Annotated in this window: 15 protein-coding genes; 9 read left to right on the top strand and 6 right to left on the bottom strand. The window is 70.7% G+C overall.

All coding sequences use genetic code 11. The features are described 5' to 3' along the window. Positions 1-23: 23 nt before the first annotated feature. Positions 24-986, top strand: a complete 963-nt coding sequence (locus ABD120_RS09890; RefSeq protein ID WP_343949454.1) for an LLM class flavin-dependent oxidoreductase — start codon at positions 24-26, stop codon at positions 984-986. Here the strand turns inward: ABD120_RS09890 and ABD120_RS09885 are convergent. After that, on the bottom strand, positions 983-1,831 hold the full coding sequence (locus tag ABD120_RS09885; protein ID WP_343949453.1) for an NAD(P)-dependent oxidoreductase: 849 nt from the start codon (positions 1,829-1,831) through the stop codon (positions 983-985). The two genes, ABD120_RS09890 and ABD120_RS09885, sit on opposite strands and share 4 nt — an antisense overlap. Positions 1,832-1,889: 58 nt before the next feature. On the opposite strand from ABD120_RS09885, the gene ABD120_RS09880 reads away from it, so the two are divergent. The 3 genes from ABD120_RS09880 to ABD120_RS09870 all read left to right on the top strand — a co-directional run bounded on the left by ABD120_RS09880 (position 1,890) and on the right by ABD120_RS09870 (position 7,062). Next, positions 1,890-4,985: an ATP-binding protein gene (locus tag ABD120_RS09880; RefSeq protein ID WP_343949452.1), complete on the top strand. Its 3,096-nt coding sequence runs from the start codon at positions 1,890-1,892 to the stop codon at positions 4,983-4,985. Positions 4,986-5,105: 120 nt separating this feature from the next. Continuing rightward, positions 5,106-5,759 (top strand): hypothetical protein, encoded by a 654-nt coding sequence (locus ABD120_RS09875; RefSeq protein ID WP_343949451.1) that lies wholly within the window; start codon positions 5,106-5,108, stop codon positions 5,757-5,759. Between the two features lies 1 nt (position 5,760). Further along, the gene (locus tag ABD120_RS09870) at positions 5,761-7,062 is read left to right on the top strand and encodes a copper amine oxidase (RefSeq protein ID WP_343949450.1); all 1,302 of its coding nucleotides are present in this window, start codon (positions 5,761-5,763) and stop codon (positions 7,060-7,062) included. 108 nt (positions 7,063-7,170) lie between these two features. Here ABD120_RS09870 and ABD120_RS09865 read toward each other — a convergent pair whose 3' ends face one another. After that, positions 7,171-7,860 (bottom strand): DUF4328 domain-containing protein, encoded by a 690-nt coding sequence (locus ABD120_RS09865; RefSeq protein WP_343949449.1) that lies wholly within the window; start codon positions 7,858-7,860, stop codon positions 7,171-7,173. 180 nt (positions 7,861-8,040) lie between these two features. On the opposite strand from ABD120_RS09865, the gene glgB reads away from it, so the two are divergent. The 3 genes from glgB to sppA all read left to right on the top strand — a co-directional run bounded on the left by glgB (position 8,041) and on the right by sppA (position 13,997). Continuing rightward, positions 8,041-10,188, top strand: coding sequence for a 1,4-alpha-glucan branching protein GlgB (gene glgB / locus ABD120_RS09860; RefSeq protein ID WP_343949448.1), 2,148 nt, complete (start codon positions 8,041-8,043; stop codon positions 10,186-10,188). Positions 10,189-10,290: 102 nt separating this feature from the next. Beyond that, on the top strand, positions 10,291-12,246 hold the full coding sequence (locus ABD120_RS09855) for a S8 family peptidase (protein ID WP_343949447.1): 1,956 nt from the start codon (positions 10,291-10,293) through the stop codon (positions 12,244-12,246). Between the two features lie 53 nt (positions 12,247-12,299). Then, positions 12,300-13,997 (top strand): signal peptide peptidase SppA, encoded by a 1,698-nt coding sequence (gene sppA, locus ABD120_RS09850; protein WP_343949446.1) that lies wholly within the window; start codon positions 12,300-12,302, stop codon positions 13,995-13,997. Positions 13,998-14,011: 14 nt separating this feature from the next. On the opposite strand, the gene ABD120_RS09845 is transcribed toward sppA, so the two are convergent. The 3 genes from ABD120_RS09845 to ABD120_RS09835 form a co-directional block, all read right to left on the bottom strand. After that, positions 14,012-15,367, bottom strand: a complete 1,356-nt coding sequence (locus ABD120_RS09845) for a sensor histidine kinase (protein WP_343949445.1) — start codon at positions 15,365-15,367, stop codon at positions 14,012-14,014. 346 nt (positions 15,368-15,713) lie between these two features. After that, positions 15,714-15,914 (bottom strand): DUF397 domain-containing protein, encoded by a 201-nt coding sequence (locus ABD120_RS09840; protein ID WP_343949444.1) that lies wholly within the window; start codon positions 15,912-15,914, stop codon positions 15,714-15,716. A gap of 11 nt (positions 15,915-15,925) precedes the next feature. Then, entirely contained in the window at positions 15,926-16,786 is an 861-nt protein-coding gene (locus ABD120_RS09835) for a helix-turn-helix domain-containing protein (RefSeq protein ID WP_343949443.1), read from the bottom strand. Between the two features lie 405 nt (positions 16,787-17,191). On the opposite strand from ABD120_RS09835, the gene ABD120_RS09830 reads away from it, so the two are divergent. Together ABD120_RS09830 and ABD120_RS09825 are read left to right on the top strand one after the other, a co-directional pair. Next, a complete protein-coding gene (locus tag ABD120_RS09830; RefSeq protein WP_343949442.1) occupies positions 17,192-17,623 on the top strand; it encodes an ATP-binding protein in 432 nt (143 codons plus the stop codon). Then, a complete protein-coding gene (locus ABD120_RS09825) occupies positions 17,613-18,128 on the top strand; it encodes a hypothetical protein (RefSeq protein ID WP_343949441.1) in 516 nt (171 codons plus the stop codon). Before ABD120_RS09830 ends, ABD120_RS09825 begins: the two co-directional genes overlap by 11 nt. 202 nt (positions 18,129-18,330) lie before the next feature. On the opposite strand, the gene ABD120_RS09820 is transcribed toward ABD120_RS09825, so the two are convergent. Continuing rightward, positions 18,331-18,807 (bottom strand): flavin reductase family protein, encoded by a 477-nt coding sequence (locus tag ABD120_RS09820; RefSeq protein ID WP_343949440.1) that lies wholly within the window; start codon positions 18,805-18,807, stop codon positions 18,331-18,333. Positions 18,808-18,811: the final 4 nt, after the last annotated feature.

Genomic DNA, 18,811 nt, shown 5'->3' with positions numbered 1-18,811 from the left:
GCGCGCCCGTGTTGGCACCCGTTATGGCACCCGCACTGTCCATCCTGGATCTGGCGCACGTCGGTCCTGGTGAGAGCGCCCGCGACAGCTTCGCCGCCAGCGTGACGCTGGCCCGGCGCGCGGAGGAACTCGGCTTTCTCCGCGTCTGGTACGCGGAACACCACAACATGCCCAGCATCGCCTCCTCCGCGACGAGCGTGCTGATCGCCCACGTGGCCGCCCACACCAGCACGATCCGTCTCGGGGCGGGCGGCATCATGCTGCCCAACCACGCGCCGCTCACGATCGCCGAGCAGTTCGGAACCCTGGAGACGCTGCACCCCGGCCGCATCGACCTCGGGCTCGGCCGGGCGCCGGGCACCGACCAGGCCACACTGCGGGCGCTGCGCCGTACGCCGGAGACCTCGGACGCCTTCCCCGAGGACGTGCTGGAGCTCCAGGGCTACCTTCGCGGTGAGAGCCGCATCCCGGGCGTGGACGCCATCCCCGGCAAGGGCACCGACGTGCCGCTGTACATCCTGGGCTCGTCGCTGTTCGGCGCGCGGCTGGCCGCCCTGCTCGGGCTGCCGTACGCGTTCGCCTCGCACTTCGCCCCGGCCGCCCTGGAGGAGGCGGTGCGGGTCTACCGCGCCGAGTTCCGGGCCTCGGCGCAGCTGGCCGAGCCGTACGTGATCGCGGGGGTGAACGTGGTCGCGGCCGACACCGAGCAGGAGGCGCAGGAGCAGTTCCTTGCCGCCAAGCGCTGGCGGGTGAGCAGGTTCCTGCGGCAGGACTTCTCCGACGCCGAGGCCGACGCGGTGCTGGCCGCCCCCGCCGGGCAGCAGTTCCTCCAGATGACCAGGTACACCGCCGTCGGCACACGGCAGCAGGTCCGCGACTACCTCGACCGGTTCGCCGAGCTCGCGGACGCCGACGAGCTGATCGTCGTCTCGTCGGCGCCCGACAGGAAGGCCTGGCTGCGCTCGATCGAACTGATCGCGGGCTAAAGCTCCTCGACCAGGCTCTGCAGACCGTGGTCGGCGTTTCCGTCGGCCACCCGCTTGTCCACCACTTCCTTGAGCGGCGCCAGGAGGTTGCGCTCCAGGCCCTGCTCGCGCCCGGCCTGCTCGATCATGCGGAGGGCCACGCCGTTGACCCCGAGGTTGGCGACGTCGGTCCCCCAGCTCTTGGCGTCGATCTCCTCCGCCCAGCCCGGCATCAGTTCGAGCATCGCGCGCAGCCACGGCATCAGCAGATTGTGGGTGAAGTCGGCCGCCGACATGCCCTCCGACCTGGCCAGCGCGACCCCCTGCATCATTCCGGCGATCTGCCCGTACATGCCGGTCAACATGGCCAGGTCGAGAAGGGGCGCGACCCCGGGATCGGTGCCCATGAACCTGGCCTCGGCGAGCGCGCCCAGCTCACCCTCGTACCTGTCGAAGGCGGTCCGCGAACCGCTGTAGAGGATCAGCGCGCCCGGCTGGCCGATCATCTGAGGCACGGCCATGATGCCGCCGTCCAGGTACTCGCCGCCCTGCCCGCGCACCCACTCGGCGGTACGGCGGGCCTCGGCGGGCCGGCCGCTCGTCAGGTTGACCAGGACCTTGCCGCCGAGGTCGGCGCCCTTCAGCGTGCTCTCCACGGAGGCGTAGTCGAAGGTCACGACGATCACCAGCGGGCTGGCGGCGACGGCCTCCGCCGCCGTCTCCGCCTTGACCGCCCCCCGCGCCGCGAGGGCGTCGGCCTTGGCGGCGGTACGGTTCCATACGGTGAGGTCGTGCCCCGCGTTCATCAACGTCTCGGCCAATGCGGTACCCATGAGTCCCAGGCCGACAATCGAGATCTTTGTCATGGCCCTAGAGTGCCGACAGGGGATTATGGTCTGATTTCGAATTCGTTATGGGGTGGGGATGCGGTTCGGGGTGCTGGGTCCGCTGGCCGTATGGGCTTCCGACGGGGCTCCTTCGCCGGTTCCGGAGGCGAAGGTCCGGCTCCTGCTCGCCGTGCTCCTCGCGGACCGGGGGCAGGTCGTGTCGTCGTCCAGGCTCGTGGACGCGCTCTGGGAGGATCGTCCGCCGCGCGACCCCGTCGCGGCGCTGCGGGTCAAGGTGTCGCAACTGCGCACCGCGCTCGGCTCCCGCGACGTGGTGCGCCACCAGCCGCCCGGCTACCTGCTCGACGTGCCCGCCGACGCGGTCGACGCCGACCGGTTCCTCGCCCTGGTCGCCCCCGGTGACGCCGGGCCGCGCGAGCGGGCCGGCGCGCTGGCCGAGGCGCTCGGGCTCTGGCGCGGGCCCGCGTACTCGGGGTTCGAGGACCTGGACTTCGCCCTACCCGTGGTCTCCCGGCTCGAAGAGGCCCGGCTGAGTGCCCTTGAGGAGCAGGCGGAGACGCTGCTGGCGCTGGGCGAGCCGGTCGAGATCGCCGACCTGGTGGCCGAGCACCCGCTGCGGGAGCGGCTGCGGGCCGTCCAGATGACCGCCCTCTACCGGGCGGGACGGCAGAGCGAGGCGCTGGCCGCCTACACCGCGCTCCGCGAGCGCCTGTCGGAGGAACTGGGCGTCGACCCGTCGCCCGCGCTCGCCGACCTGCACACCCGGATCCTCAGGCAGGACCCGGCGCTGGCCGCGCCCGCCCGAGCCGCCACCAACCTGCCCGCTTCCCTGACCGAGCTGATCGGCCGGGACGCGGCCGTCGCCGAACTCGGCGGGCTCCTTCGCGGCAACCGCCTGGTCACGCTGACCGGGCCCGGCGGGGTGGGCAAGACGCGGCTGGCCCTGGCCGTGGCCGGGCAGGCGGCCGGCTGCCACCCCGACGGGGTGTGGCTGGTCGAGCTGGCGCCGCTGCGGCCCTCGCCCGCTTCCCCGCAGGTCGCCGAGGCGGTCGGTGAGGTGCTCGGGCTGCGCGACCACGGCTCCGACGCGATGGCCGACCGGCTCGTGGCCGCGCTGTCCGGCAAGCGGACGCTGCTGGTGCTGGACAACTGCGAGCACGTGATCGAGGACGTGGTCCGGCTGGCCCGGCGGCTGCTGCAGTCGGTGTCCGGGCTGAGCATCCTGGCCACCAGCCAGGAGACACTGCGGGTGACGGGCGAGGTGCCGTGGCCGGTGCCGCCGCTGACGCCGGAGGCCGCGATCGAACTGTTCACGACCAGGGCCGCCGACATCTCACGAACCCCTTCCCCGACGTCCCCGGGCACGGGCGCGGGTCTGGACGACGCCGCCGTGGCCGAGATCTGCGCCCGGCTCGACGGGATCCCGCTGGCGCTGGAGCTGGCCGCCGCGCGGGCGCGGGTGCTGACGCCGCGCCAGCTCGCCGAACGGCTCGACGACCGGTTCGGGCTGCTCACGTCCGGACGGCGGGACGCGCCCGCCCGGCAGCGTACCCTCCGGGCGGTGATCGACTGGAGCTGGGAGCTCCTCGGCGAGCAGGAGCGGCTGGTGCTGCGGCGGGTGGCCGTGCACCGCGACGGGTGCACGCTGGAGGCGGCGGAGGTCGTGTGCGCCGAGCCCGGCGTGGACGTGCTCGACGTGCTCGCCCGCCTCGTGGACCGGTCTCTTGTGGTCCCGAGCGGGGGGCGGTTCCGGCTGCTGGAGTCCGTGAACGCGTACGCGCTGGAGCGGCTGGCCGAGGCCGGCGAGGACCTGATGGCGCGGCGGCGGCACCTGTGCCACCACGTCGCCCTCGCGGAACGGGCCGAGCCGCTGCTGCGCGGCCCCGAGCAGCGCCGCGCGCTCGACACCCTGGAGGCCGAGAGCGCCAACCTGCGTGCCGCCCTCGACACCGCCGTCGCACTGGGCGAGTCCTCGGGCGGGGCACGGCTCGCGCACCGGCTGGTGCGGTCGCTCGCGTGGTACTGGGTGCTGCGCGGACGTCTCGGCGAGGCGCGGCGCTCCCTGGAGGCGGCGCTGACGCTCTCCGACGACGCCGAGACGCTGCTGTGGCTGCAAAGCGTCCGCCTCGACCTGGGCGTCCCGGTCGACGTCGACCGGGACCGGCTGGCCGAGGTGGACCCGTCCCGGCGGCCTCGGCTGGCGGCCGTCCTGGGCCGCGCCGTGTTCGGGTTCGAGGACTCCTCCGTCAGCGTCGAACTGATCGAGGACAGCCTGCGCGAGGCCGGTGACGACCGGTGGGCGGTCGCGATGGCGCTCAGCGTACGGGCCGGTCACGCGGTGCTGCGCGGCGACCTCGCGGCGCTGCGCGAGAACGGCGAGCGCAGCCTGGAGCTGTTTCGCGCGGTCGGCGACCGGTGGGGGCAGGGGCACGCGGCCGCGCGGCTGAGCACGCTCCCGGAGATCGGCGGCGACTACGCGCGAGCCGCCGAGCTGCGGCGCACGGACCTGCTCGTCGCCGAGGACCTGGGGCTGTGGGGTGCGGTCGCGGACGCGCTGGCGCGGCTGGGCCGGATCGCGCTGCTGACGGGCGACTACGCCGCCGCCGACGAATACCACGAGCGTTCGCGGCGGCTGGCCGTCGAGCAGTCCAACCGGGTGACGGAGCAGTTCGCGGAGACCGGCCTCGCGCTGTCGGCCCGCCGCCAGGGCCGCCTCGACGAGGCCGAACGCCTGCTGCGGCGCTGCCTGGACTGGGCGATCGGGATGGCGGGAGACCCCGGCATCGCCCTGCTGCAGGCCCAGCTCGGATTCGTCGCCGAACAACGCGCCTGGGCGGCCGGGTCACGCGATGGGTCCTCGGCCCTTGCGTGGCATCAGCGGGCGCTCGCGGTCAGCCTGAACATCGGCGACCCCCGCGCGGTCGCCCTCGCGCTGGAGGGGGTGGCCGGTGCCCGTACTCTCCAGGGCCGCCACCGCGACGCCGCCCTGCTGCTGGGCCAAGCCGGGGCGCTGCGGGCGGCGGCCGGCGCCCCGCTGCCTCCGGGCGAACAGTGGGACGTGCACCGGATCCGAGAGCACCTCCAGGCCGCGATGAGCGGCACCGACCTCGCGGCGGCCCTGGCCGAAGGCGCCGGTATGACGCCGGACGAGGCCCTGTCCCTCACCCGCTGACCCACGACCCCCGAACCGGGGTGAGGGAATGTCGGCGATTCGACATCGGGACGACCTCCCGCCCATCTACGCTTCGTACGCGCTTAAGTGCGCTGAGTGAGTTCGAAGTAAGGGGGCCGCATGCGCCGCAAGGCGGTGTTCGCGACCGTGGTCGGCGGTATCGCGCTGCTGGTGGGGGCTCGTGCGTTGTTCACGAGCGAGAGTACTCCCGAGGCCGCGAGCACCCGGTTCGCCGGACCGGCTCCCGGTGATCCGCTGACGCCGGAGGAGGCGCGGCGGGCGGGGGAGATCGCCACCGCGCCGTCACGGGCGCGGGAGAAGACGGGGCAGGTCGAGCTGCTGTACGTGGAACGGGACGACGCCAAGGACGTCGTCGATCGGCGGGCCTCCGCCTACCTGTACGACTACGGCGACGACTCCCTGACCGTACGGACCGTCGATCTCGGCAACGGCCGGATCGTCCAGGAGACGCGCGACACGGGGGTGCAGCCGCCGCCTTCGAAGGCCGAGGAGGTGCGGGCGGCCGAGCTCGTCCTCGCCGATCCGAAGCTGGGCGCGGGGATCCGGCGCGAGTACGCCAAGGCGGCGGGCCGGGCGCTGCGCTCGGCCGCCGAGCTGGGCCTGCGGGGGCTCATCTACCAGCAGCGGACGGGGCTGTGCGCGACCCATCGGTGCGTACGGCTGTTCGTGCGGTTGCCCGATGGCAAGCATCTCGACACCAGCCGCATCGTCGTCGATCTTTCCGCCGAAAAAGTCCACACCTTGGAGTGGTGAGGTGTTCCTGCAACTGGCGCTGGCGGCTTTCGTCGCCGCAGCCGGATCCGTCGCCCCGCCCTCCACCGGGAAGGTGTCCGCGGTGGCGACCGCTCCCGCCCACGAGACGCCCGCCCGACAGGAGTCCCCAGATCCGACACCCACCGGGCCGACGCCGACTCAGCACGAGTCCACCGGGCCGACGCCCGGGGAGGCGGCGTCCCCCGGGCCGGAGGTCGCGAAGCCGGGACGGTTGCCGTGCTCCGCCCCCTACCAGGTCGATCAGACGCTGCCCAACGGGGCGCGCTGGCAGATGTGCTGGGAGATGCGCACGGTCGAGGGGCTCACCCTGCGCAACGTCGTCTACACACCGAAGGGCGGGCCCGCAGTCGGCGTGCTGCACAGCGCGGCACTCGCGCAGATCCATGTGCCGTACGACTCGGGTGAACCGAGATTCCACGACATCGGGGCACTCGGGACGTCCACGGTCACGCTGACGGACGGCGACTGCCCCGCCAGCGAACGGCGCAAGGAACTCGTGTGCGTGGCGACCAGGCCGCGCGGCCACGCCCACCTCAAGGACGGCTTCGACGACCCGGCCGCGCGCCGGTCGGCGCAGGGGCGGGAGCTGGTGGTGCTGGCGGCCTACCAGATCGGCTGGTACACCTACGTCTCCGAGTTCGTCTTCGGCGACGACGGCGCCATCTCACCGCAGGTGGGGGCCACCGGTTCGCTGGCGGGGACGACGACGGTACCCAAGCACGGCTGGCCGATCGGCGTGGGGCGCACGCACTTCGAGGAGTCGCACAGCCACAACGTCTTCTGGCGGCTGGACTTCGACATCAACGGCAAGGCGCGGGATCTCGTCGAGCAGTACGACTTCGAGGGTGACCGTACGGCCAAGCGCACGATGGTCCGCACCCGGCTCACCCACGAGACCAAGGCGGTCAACCAGCGGACGCGCTGGTGGCGGGTCGTGGACCAGGGGGTGCGCAACGCCGACAACCATGCGGTCTCCTGGGAGATCAACAACTCCGACAGCGCGGAGTACCGGGGACCGGACGACGAGCATTTCACCCACGCCGACCTGTACGTCACGAACTACCGGCCCTGCGAGCGCCTGGCCACCTACAACATCGCGCCGAAGTGCAAGGAGTCGGTGGACCAGTACGCGGGCCGGGAGAAGGTGGCCGACCCGGTGGTCTGGGTCAACGTCGGCTTCCACCATGTGGCCCGCGACGAGGACCACGACCCGATGCCGGTCCACTGGCAGGGTTTCCGCGTCACCCCCCGCGACGTGACGGCACACAACCCACACGGCTGACCCGCTGTTCCGGTCGCGCCCGCGCAAGCCGTCACCGCGCGAAACGACGGCCCGCCGTCAGTCCACGGGCTGCGGGCCGGGCCGCATGGCCGTGTCTCCCACCACTGCTCACTCCACGGGCTGCGGGGGCATGGCGGCGAGGCGGGCCCGCACTTCCTCCTGCATGGCCGTGATCCGCCGGACGACGGCGATGGCCAGTCCGGCGGTCACCCAGGACACCACGACGAAGACGATCTCGATCCGGTAGGCGTCGAGCCAGCCCTGCGCGTCGGTAGCCCATCGGAAGGCGAGCGTGGCGAAGGTATTGGCGATCAACCACGCCACCCAGCACAACCACCAGCCCCAGACGAGGCCGGAGCGGCGCACCTGGGCGCCGGGCGGGACCTGCGCACGCAGGGAGGCGAGCCAGATGTCGTCAACGAACTTCTTCGGGTACCAAAGGCAGACGATCGGCACCACCCATCCCAGGACCAGTGAGACCTTGGAGTAGCGCTGTGAATCGGCATCGAAAACCTCGGCGTTCGCCCGTACCCGGAACAACCAGACCAGGAATGCCACCCCGGAGCCGAGGAAAGCACCCGACCAAAGGCCCTCGACGGCCAGGTCGATGGTGTCCGAGGTAGCGAGCTCGGCTTCGGAGACGGTGTCGGGATCGAGGATGAGGCGCTCCATCAGCGCGATGCCGTACAGGTCGGCACCGAGCGTCAGGAGCGCGGCTAACGAGTCGACGCAGAGCATGACGATGACGACGATCGCCATTATGCGCACGGGCTTGAGGGTGACGGGCGGTGGGTTCATGGCAGGCACCTCATCGGGGTAGACAAGCGGCCAACACCTCCGCCGAGCTCTCGGTGACAGACAGCACATAGAGGTGTAGACCAGAGCCGCGTAAGTATTGCGGATACCCCGTACCTTTATGGGTTGATCCCCAGAAATCGGGGCAGGTGGCCGTCGTAGGGCACTGTGGGGAGCATGCCGATGAGGACAGAGCTCGACCGCCTGGCAGGCGGAGCACACCATGACCCGCATTCGATTCTCGGGGCGCATCCGAGCGGCGGCGGGGTCACCTTCCGTGCGCTGCGGCCGCTGGCCGAGCGGGTGGAGGTGGTGCTCGACGAGGGCGGTTCGCATCCGATGAGCCATGTCGCCCACGGCGTGTTCGAGGTCAGCGTGCCCGGCCTGGACAAGGTGCCCGGCTACAGCCTGCGGGTGCGGTATCCGGGGGCCGAGCCGTACGAGATGAGGGATCCGTACCGGCACTGGCCGACGCTGGGCGAGATCGACCTGCACCTGATCGGCGAGGGCCGCCACGAGCGCCTCTGGGAGGCGCTCGGCGCGCGGGTGATGCGGCACGAGGACGTCGAGGGCACGGCGTTCACCGTGTGGGCGCCGAACGCGCGTGGCATCCGGGTGGCGGGCGACTTCAACCATTGGGACGGCATCGGCCATCCGATGCGGTCATTGGGGCGTTCCGGGGTGTGGGAGGTGTTCGTCCCGGGGGTCGGGCCGGGCGAGCGGTACAAGTTCCAGGTGCTGGGCGCCGACGGGGTGTGGCGCGACAAGGCGGACCCGATGGCGCGGCGCACGGAGCACCCGCCGCAGACGGCCTCGGTGGTGGAGCGCTCCGACTACACGTGGGGCGACGCCGAGTGGATGGCCGATCCCGTACGGCTGAGCCCGCACCAGCGGCCGATGAGCGTCTACGAGGTGCATCTCGGGTCGTGGCGGCCTGGACTCGGCTATCGCGAACTGGCCGAGCAACTGACGGAGTACGTCGGTGAGATGGGCTTCACGCATGTGGAGTTCATGCCGGTCGCCGAGCATCCGTTCGGCGGCTCGTGGGGCTACCAGGTGACGTCCTATTACGCGCCGACGGCCCGTTTCGGCGTTCCCGACGACTTCCGGCACCTGGTCGACCGGCTGCACCAGGCGGGGATCGGGGTGCTGCTCGACTGGGTGCCCGCGCACTTCCCCATGGACGACTGGGCGCTGGCCCGCTTCGACGGCACGCCGCTGTACGAGCACGCGGACCCGGCGCGCGGCGAGCACCCGGACTGGGGCACGTACGTCTTCGACTTCGGGCGCAACGAGGTGCGCAACTTCCTGGTCGCCAACGCGCTCTACTGGCTGAAGGAGTTCCACGTCGACGGGCTGCGCGTGGACGCGGTCGCCTCGATGCTCTACCTCGACTACTCGCGGCGCGAGGGCGAGTGGTCGCCGAACGTGCACGGCGGCAGGGAGAACCTCGACGCGGTCGAGTTCATCAAGGAGATGAACGCGCTGTGCTACCGCGAGGCCCCGGGCATCATGACCGTCGCGGAGGAGTCGACGGCGTGGCCGGGCGTGTCACGGCCGTCGCACCTGGGCGGGCTCGGATTCGGTTTCAAGTGGAACATGGGCTGGATGCACGACACGCTCGCCTATCTCCGGCATGAGCCGATCTTCCGGCAGTACCACCACCATCAGCTGACCTTCTCCCTCATGTACGCCTACAGCGAGAACTTCGTGCTGCCGCTGTCCCACGACGAGGTCGTCCACGGCAAGGGCTCGCTGGTCGGCAAGATGCCGGGCGACGAGTGGCAGCGGTTCGCGCAGTTGCGGGCGCTGCTGGCGTTCATGTGGGCGCATCCGGGCAAGCAGTTGCTGTTCATGGGCGGCGAGTTCGGCCAGGGCTCGGAGTGGTCGGAGGAGCGCGGGCTCGACTGGTGGGTGCTGGACTTCGACGTGCACCAGGGCGTGCAGCGGCTGGTGCGCGAGCTCAACCGCCTCTACCGGGCGACCCCCGCGTTGTGGGAACTGGACCACAGCCCGGACGGCTTCCGGTGGATCGACGCCGACGACGCGGCGGGCAACACGTTCTCGTTCGTCCGCAAGGCGGCCGACGGCTCGGCGGTGGCGTGCGTGGTCAACTTCAGCGGGGCGCCGCACGAGGGGTTCCGGCTCGGTCTCCCGTACGGCGGAGCCTGGACGGAGGCCCTCAACACCGACGCCTACGAGTACGCGGGCAGCGGCGTGGCCAATCCCGGCGTGATCGAGGCGGCGGAGGAGCCGCATCACGGGCTGCCGTATTCGGTCACGTTGCGGGTGCCGCCGCTGGGCGCGCTCTGGCTGGTGAACGAGGCTTAGGGGCCACCAGCCCTGGTGCTGAAGGGAAAACTGGGCCGCCAACCCCTGTGCTATCAGGAAAAATCACCATAAACTCCGAGATCATCTCCCCTCGGAGGACTGGTGCGACTTCGACGCCTGATCGCCTCGGCGGTCCTGCTTTCCGTGCTGCCCGTCACCCCGGCGTTCGCCGATGATCCCTCGGCGCAGCGGACACCGACCGCCCAGCCCTCCCCCGAGTTACCCGCCGGCCCCGAGCCCACCCAGGACCCGCCCCCCGCCGACCAGCCGACCCAAGAGAAGCCGACCCAAGAGAAGCCGGCCCCAGAGAAACCGGCAGAGGAGAAGCTCGAAGACGGCCTCTCCCTGGACGGCGGCCCCGTACGGGCCATCGTGGAACTCACCGGCACCGCCCAGACCGCCCCCGTGGCCGCCGAGGCGACGAAGGACTCCCTCGACGTCGTCCTGCAGCCGCAGACGCAGCCGTTCGTCGTCGTCCAGGGCACGGCGGAGGAACTGGCCAAGCTCGCCGACGACCCGAGGGTCACCGCGATCAGGCGCGACCGCGCCTACCCGCCCACCCTGGTCTCCAGCCTCCAGCAGATCGGCGCCACCGAGGTGCACCGCCAGGGCCACACCGGCGCCGGTCAGACCGTGGCGGTGCTCGACACCGGCATCGACCGCGACCACCCCGTCTTCCAGGGCCGCATCGTGGACGAGGCCTGCTTCTCCGCCGTGGACGCCGGGGTGCGCACGCTCTGCCCGAACGGGCAGGCCACCCAGACCGGGCTGGGCGCCGCCGACGCCGAGACCGCGAGCTGCCAGGCCGACGGGGTGAACCTGTGCGACCACGGCACCCACGTGGCCGGGATCGCCGCCGGGACGGGCGGGGTCGCGCCGGGCGCGGGCATCGTCGCCGTCCAGGTCTTCAGCCGGATCGACGACGAGGCCACCTGCGGGCAGCCGTCCTGCATCCTCGCCTACGAGTCGTCGCTGCGGCTGGCGATGGAGTACGTGGCGGGGCTGACCGCCTCCCGGCCGATCGCGGCCGTGAACCTCAGCCTGGGCGGCTGGCCGACCGGCACGTCCTGCGACACCAGCGAGGAGGGCGCGGCCTTCAAGCCCAAGGTGGACGACCTGCTGGCGAAGGGCGTGGCCACGGTGGTGGCGGCGGGCAACGAGGGGTACGACGGCGCCTCCTTCCCCGCCTGCGTGTCCTCGACGCTGGCCGTGGGCGCCAACGACGACTCCGACGCCATCGCGGACTTCTCCAACCGGGGGGCGATGCTCGACCTGTTCGCGCCGGGGGTGGACATCGAGTCGGCGGTGCCGGACGACTCCTCCACGACGTACAGCGGGACCTCGATGGCGGCGCCGCACGTGGCGGGGGCGCTGGCGGTGCTGAAGGCGCAGGCGCCGCAGGCGCCGATCACCGAGCTGATCGACAAGCTCAGGAGCAGCGGGCGCCCGTACACCTACCAGGGGGTCACGACGCCGCGCCTGGACCTGCTGGCGGCCGTCACCGGCGGGGCGCCGCAGGCGCCGATCGAGCAGAACCCCGGCGCACCCGGCGACCCAGACGACCCCGGCCACGAGGACGAGCCGGACCCGGATCCGTCGAGCAGCGGCCCCTCCCCCGAGCCGGTCCGCCCGGACCCGACGCCGGTGCCGATCCCGACCGTGACCGTGACGGTGACCGTCACCGCGAAGGCTCCGGCGGCCGTGTGCACGAGGGGGACGGCGAAGGACGGGCTGAGCGCCAAGCAGTGGGCGGTGGAGATGCACCGCCGCAGTGGCAGCCTGGCGGACTCGGCGCTGAACTGCTACCTGAAGCTCGCGGGCAAGTCGAGCCGGGTCTTCCCCGAGCTGACCAAGGCCACGTCGCTGGGCAAGGCGTACCGGGTGCTGAAGGTGACGGAGGGCGCGCGGGCGAAGCTGGACCGGGCGCTGCTGGCCGGCTGGCTCAACTGGGCCAACGGCAACGGCGACCTCGGCGCGCTGCAGAAGGCGGAGAAGGTACGGCTGTCGGGGAAGTCCACGGCGGCCCAGCTCGTCAAGGCGGCCGCGAGTCTCAGATGACGTCAGGACGGCCGCCGCGCACAGTGTGGAATATGTCGCTTAGGGTGTGATTCATGGACGCAGGTAAGGCGATCTTCACAACCGTCGACAAGTTCCGCCAGCGGCGTACCGCCCCTCTGGTGCTGGAGCTCGATCTCACGGAGGGCCTCACCGAGGGACCACCTGCCGACCCGCTCGCCGCCGTGCTGTCCATGCGCAAGCCGAGGCTCGCCGACGTGCTCGGCGGCCTCAAGCGGGCGCGGCAGGACTCGCGGGTCAAGGCGCTGATCGTCAAGATCGGCGGCCAGCCGCTGGGCCTGGCCATGGTGCAGGAACTGCGGCAGGCCGTGATCCACTTCCGCGCGTCCGGCAAGCTGACCGTGGCCTTCTCCGAGACGTTCGGCGAGTTCGGCAACGGCACCGTGCCCTACTACCTGGCCAGCGCCTTCGACCGCGTGTACCTGCAGCCCAGCGGCGACGTCGGCCTCACCGGCGTCGCGCTGGAGCAGCGCTTCGTCAAGAACGCGCTCACCAAGCTCGGCATCGACTACGAGGGCGGGCAGCGGCACGAGTACAAGACCGCGATGAACATGTTCACCCAGGACCACCTGACCGAACCCCATCGCGAGACCATGGCGCGCATCGCCGAGTCGGTCACCGAGCAGATCGTCGCGGGCATCGCGGACGGCCGCCGCCTCGACCCCGCCAAGGTGCGCGAACTCGTCGACAAGGGGCCGTTCATCGGCGCCGTGGCGATCGAGGCCGGGCTGGTGGACAAGCTGGTGTACCGGGACGAGGTGTACGACGAGGTCAAGACCTCGGCCGGGGCCGACTCGATGCTGATGTTCGTCGCGAAGTACGCCAAGACCCCCGCAGTCCGCAAACTGCCGCATCCGGGCGCCGCGAGCGTCGCGCTCGTCCACGGCAGCGGGCCCATCCGCGCCGGCCGCAGCGGGCGCAGCCCGCTGGGCAGCGGCGGGGCGATGGGCTCCGACACGATCAGCGCGGCCCTGCGGGCGGCGCGCAGGGACGAGCACGTCAAGGCGATCGTGTTCCGTGTGGACAGCCCCGGCGGGTCGTACGTGGCGTCGGACACCATCTGGCGGGAGATCGTCCTCGCGCGGAAGGTCAAGCCGGTCATCGTCTCCATGGGGGACGTGGCGGCCTCCGGCGGCTACTTCGTGGCGATGGCCGCCGACGTGATCATGGCCCAGCCCGGCACGCTCACCGGTTCGATCGGCGTCTTCGGCGGCAAGCCGGTGATGGCACAGCTGATGGAGCGCCTCGGAGTCGGCACGGAACTCGTCGCCGAGGGCGCCAACGCGGGGATGTTCTCGACCAACCGGAAGTTCTCCCCGGAGCAGTGGGAGCGGGTCAACGCCTGGCTCGACCGGATCTACGAGGACTTCGTGGGGAAGGTCGCACAGGGCAGGGACATGACCCGCGACCAGGCGCACGAACTCGCCAAGGGGCGGGTGTGGACCGGGGCGGACGCGCGGGACAACGGGCTGGTCGACGAACTCGGCGGGCTGGAGGACGCGCTGGTGCTGGCCCGCAAGCGGGCGGGGCTGGCGACGGACGCGCCCGTCCGCACCTACCCCCGGACCAACCCGCTGGAGCGGCTGCGCGGCCCGGACTCCAGCGAGGACCGGGCGGCGGCGCTGGCCCGTGTACGACTGGACGCCTGGGGGCCGCTGGCCCGCCTGTCAGCCGAACTCGGCCTGCCCGCCGTGGGGCCGCTGTCCATCCCGGCCTGGTACACGATCCGCTGACGGCTGGGCCTGTCTCAGGCGATCTGGCGGTTGCCCGATCGCTTCGGGACGGCCTGGCGGGACAGCAGCGGGATTCTCATGACGAGCCTGGAACCCTCCTCGACCTGGAGGGTGCCGCCGTGCCGGGCGGCGATCTCGCGGGCGATCGGGAGGCCGAGGCCGCTGCCGCCGGGGTCGCGGGTACGGCCCTCGGCGAGGCGGGCGAAGCGTTTGAAGACCCGCTCCCGGTCCTCGGGAGCGAGACCGGCGCCGTCGTCGTTCACTTCGAGCACGCCGTGGTCGCGGTCGGCGCGCACCACGATGTCCACCGTGGACCTGGCATGACGCAGGGCGTTGTCGAGCAGGTTGACCAGGACGCGGGCCAGCTGCAGCCGGTCGCCTTCGACGACGACGCCGGTGGCGAGGCTGGTGCGTACCGTCTTGTCGGGGTGGCGGCGGGCCACCTCGTCCAGGACGAGGTCGCGCAGGTTCACGGGCTCGGCCTTGGGCGCCATTCCGGCGTCCATCCTGGCGACCGCCAGCAGGTCGGCGACCAGTATCTGGAGGCGGTCCGCCGCGCGGTCCACGGCCTCAAGCGGAGCGCGTTGCGGGCAGTCCTCACTGGCCTCCATGAGCGCGAGATCCACTTCGGCGCGCAGGCACGTGATGGGGCTGCGCAACTCGTGGGAGGCGTCGGCGACGAAGCTGCGCTGCTGGCTGAGCGCCTCGTCCAGCCGGTCGAGGGTGGCGTTGACCGTACGGGCCAGGGTGGCGATCTCGTCGTCGCGGGACGGTTCCGGAACCCGCCGGTGCAGGTCGGTGGCGGTGATCTCGCATAGTTCGTCCCTGATGGCCGCGACGGGCCGCAGCGCCCTGGACACCATGTACCAGGTGAGGGCCATGACCGCGCCGACACTGAAGATGGAGATTCCGGCGAGGGTGAGAAGGAACTGGGGATCGTAGGTCAGGAGCTTCGGCATGGCCGTCGTGACGTACACGGTCTGCGGAGCCAGCGGTTCAAGCCCGGCGCGTACGCCGACGACGAGAAATTCTTCGCCGTCGCGTTCGATGACGCCGTCCCAGCGGAAATCGTCCGTCGGCGGCAGATGACCGGTGAACGGCGGCTGACCGGCGACGTCCGCGGTGCTCGCCGTGACCTGGCCGTGGTCGTTGATGACCTGGACGCTCTGGCCGCTCACGGTGGGGATGGGAGAGCTGAGCTGGTCACGGCTCATCACGAGCGCTATACGGCGTGCGCTCGTGGCGATTCCGTCCTTCGTGGTCTCGACTCGGGTCCAGTAGCCCTGGACCAGCAGGCCCGTGCAGAGAACCAGGCTGATCAGCGCGGCAATGGATCCGGCGATGAGGCTGCTTCGCATACGCAGGCTCACGCTCTCCCCCCTTCGTCAGCGCCTGTAGAACACTCCCCAAACCCCCAAAATTCCACCACGCAGCCATATAACCGCAGGTCACAGGCCATATGCGGGGTATGGAAACCACCGTAACTCTCGTGCGGGCAGGCATTCCAGGGGAATCTGGCCCGCGATTCGGAAAAGTCACGGAATCAGGTACGGAAGACACGGGAGAGACGCGAGGGACGTTCTGCACGCCGATACCGGAACGCGTTCCGGCCGACGAAGGGGTGCCCTCACAGAATGTGTGAAGGCCCCTCCCCGAAAGCGGCGTACTCCGGGGGCGGGGCCTCACCTGCGGGATCCCTTTAGAGGCGCAAGCGGGTCAGAGGTCGAATTCGCCCAGTCTCACGCCCCCGATGAATGCCCGCCACTCGTCCGGAGTGAACATGAGCATGCCTGCCTCGCGGTCCTTCGTGTCTCGGACTGCGATCACACTCTTGCCGATAGCCACCTCAACACAGCTCGCACCGTTACCGCTGAGGCTGCTCTTGTGCCATACAGCATCCGAAAGGTCGGGATGCATCCCAACTCCTCTCACTCATGATCTTCGTTGATGAGGGATGCAAGTAGCGCCAGCGTGTCCGAGGGACTGAGCGCTACAGCACGAAGATGCTCAAACATCATGTTATGCCGGATTAGGTCGGTCTCCTCCTCCAGAAAGAGGTCTCCCGCCATGCTGTCGATGTAGACCACATCTGGATCTTGTGGCCCGAACCTCAGGATGATGAAACTCCCCGGCATTCCCGGATGCGCGCCCGCCGAGAACGGGACCACTTGAACTGTGACGTGCGGGCTGTCGGCGCAGTCACGCAGATGGGCGAGCTGCGCCCGTCTCACACTCGGGCCGCCGACAAGCCTGTGCAAGGCGGCTTCATCGATGACCGCCCACAGCTTCGGGCGATCCGGCGTCGTTAGCAGGTCCTGCCGCCGCATCCTCGCTGCCACACGTGTCTCAACCTCACCACCGGTCGCCCCCGGCAGTACTCCAGCGATCACCGCGCGTGCATAGTCCTCTGTCTGGAGCATGCCAGGCACGAACAGGGACTCATAATTGAGGATCTCCCGCGCCTCCTGCTCGAAGCCGATGAACGCGGTGAGCTGCCCCGGCAGTTCAGAGTCATAGGCATGCAGCCACCCACGCTTGCCCGCTTCCTTCTGGAGTGCGACAAGATCAGCACGGCGGCCCGCTTCGACTTCGTAGGTGTCGAGCAGCGTGTTAAGCGTTCTGAGCTGCGGTTTGGCCTTGGCCGACTCGATGCGGTAGAGGGTCGCCACGTTGATGTCAGTCCGCGCCGCAACCTCCTCTTGAGAGAGTCCAGCTTCTCGACGTAGCCGTAGAAGTTCGGCGGCCAGTCGTCGCATGCGCAACGTTGGCGTCGGTCGTTTCGTCTGCACGACGCCAATCATCGCGCATGGTGACCGTTGAGGCTAAGTCAGAATGCGTTTGCACAGAGTGAGAACGCACACCTTGCAAACGCCTGCCCATAGGTGCACACTGGCAGCAGTCTTCCTCTGCGTTGCTCCTTCTTTACGGAGCGTGGAGGTTGCCATGGATCATCCCCGCCTTGTGGCGTCATGCCGTGGAGGGCGAAAGAAGATCCGCTCACCAGATCGGAACGGTTTCGTAGATGGACCCGCCAAGCTCGCCTGCCTCGGCGCTTGACGGTCCTTGATCACACGGAGGGTGCGACCCGTGGGACAACCTAGAGATTCGCTCATACCGTGGCACCACGGACCGATCGATGGGCTACGCGGGGTCGGGCGGTGATGGGCCAGGTGGGGCTGGCGTCGAGGCCGGCGATGACCCTCACTCTGCCGGGCACCGAGCATTCAGTGCGGCTGGCTCGGCAATGTGCGGGGCTCACGCTGCCGGGTGTGGGCTGCCTGCCGAGTGTGGTCGCCGACGCGGAGGCCGTGCTCAGTGAGCTGGCAGGCAACGCCATCCGCCACACGGCGTCGGGCGGTCCCCACGGGGAGTTCTCTGTGGAGATCTGGCAGAAGCTGCGCGACGGACGGGCGGTGGTGCTTGTGGCCGTGCACGATCAGGGCTCGGCCGGGTGCCCCGTGGTGCGGCCGGTCTCAGAGTCGGCCGAGGGCGGGCGGGGGCTGCTGGTGGTGGCCGGTCTCGCGCAGCGCTGGGGGTTCACCCCGGCGGGCACGGGATGCGCGCGCATCGTTTGGGCCGAACTGGACGCAGGCCACGGTCACGGGTGTCCGGCCGGTGACGAGTGACCAGGCGCCGGACGACTGCTCGACCGGCCGTCCGGCGCGGGCTGTCCAGCCGGGCGACTGGGTGGTGGTCGCGAGCATCGAGGACGGTGACACGGCGACGGCGGCGGGCAAGTGGGCCGCACACCTGGTCGGCGTGCACGGAGTCGTCCTCTTGGTCCGCGGCGACTCGTGGGCCCGGGTACGCCTGGACGAAGAAGTGGACCGGCGCAAGATCTGGCAGATCTCGCTACTGGATCTGACGCTGTGGGAGCCGCCGCCGGTGCTCGTGCCGTACGCGGAGATCCTGTGCTGCGGCGTGGCGGGCGACCGTGGACGCGTACTGCACGCCCTCGCGGACCTGCCACGCACGGTCGGACAGTTCCCGACGGTATGCGGGGTGATCGCCCGCGCCGTATGGCGGGGGCCTCAGCCCATGCGCTGGTCGGCGGCGCTTCCACGTTCGTGCACGCAGTGCGCGTGGCTGGCCCCGTTGGCACGGGCCCGGGGGCCCGATCTCTCACTGTGATCCGGGCGCGTTGAACGACCAGGGCGAAGAGGGGAGGGCGCCGCGACGGCGAGTGCGTGTCGTCGGACGGGAGGAGAGGACGCGGCGCGGTAGCGGGGCACGGAGTGCCCCTTGCGGTGTCCGCCCGTGCTGGGTTTCCCCGATGCTTTTGACTGTGGTTCTTCGGGCAGGAGCCGGTCGCGGCCCGGTAAGGCCCGAGCACTCAGAGCGGGCGGTACCTGGAGCGCAGCCGCACCAGCGGCTGCAGTGACGACTCGACGTAGTCCACCGACAGCACCCGGGCCAGGAACAGCGTGTGGTCCCCCGCTGGCACCACCTGCGCCGTCTCCAGTTCCAGCGCCGCCACGCCGCCCTCCACCACCAGTGCCTCCGTGTGCGCGCCCCGGTGGTGCCCCGTCCCCGCCAGCAGGTGGCGCGCGCTCGGGCGCCCCACCGAGGCGAAGCGGCTGGCGACGGCCGCCTGCCCGGACGACAGCAGCGACGCGGCGAACAGGTCCTGCCGCAGCAGCACCTCCGCCAGGTAGCCGCCGCTGCCCAGCGACACCAGCACCATCGGCGGCTCCGCCGATGCCGACATCAGCGCCGACACCGTGACGCCGAGGTCGTCGCGGCCGTCACGCACGGTGACGACCGCGACCCCTGCGGCGAGTTGCGCCATCGCCTCGGTGAACTCGCTCAACGTC

Origin of the sequence: Nonomuraea longicatena (assembly GCF_039525605.1) — a bacterium.
Taxonomy (GTDB): domain Bacteria; phylum Actinomycetota; class Actinomycetes; order Streptosporangiales; family Streptosporangiaceae; genus Nonomuraea; species Nonomuraea longicatena.
This window is presented reverse-complemented; position numbering and strand designations above follow the sequence as displayed.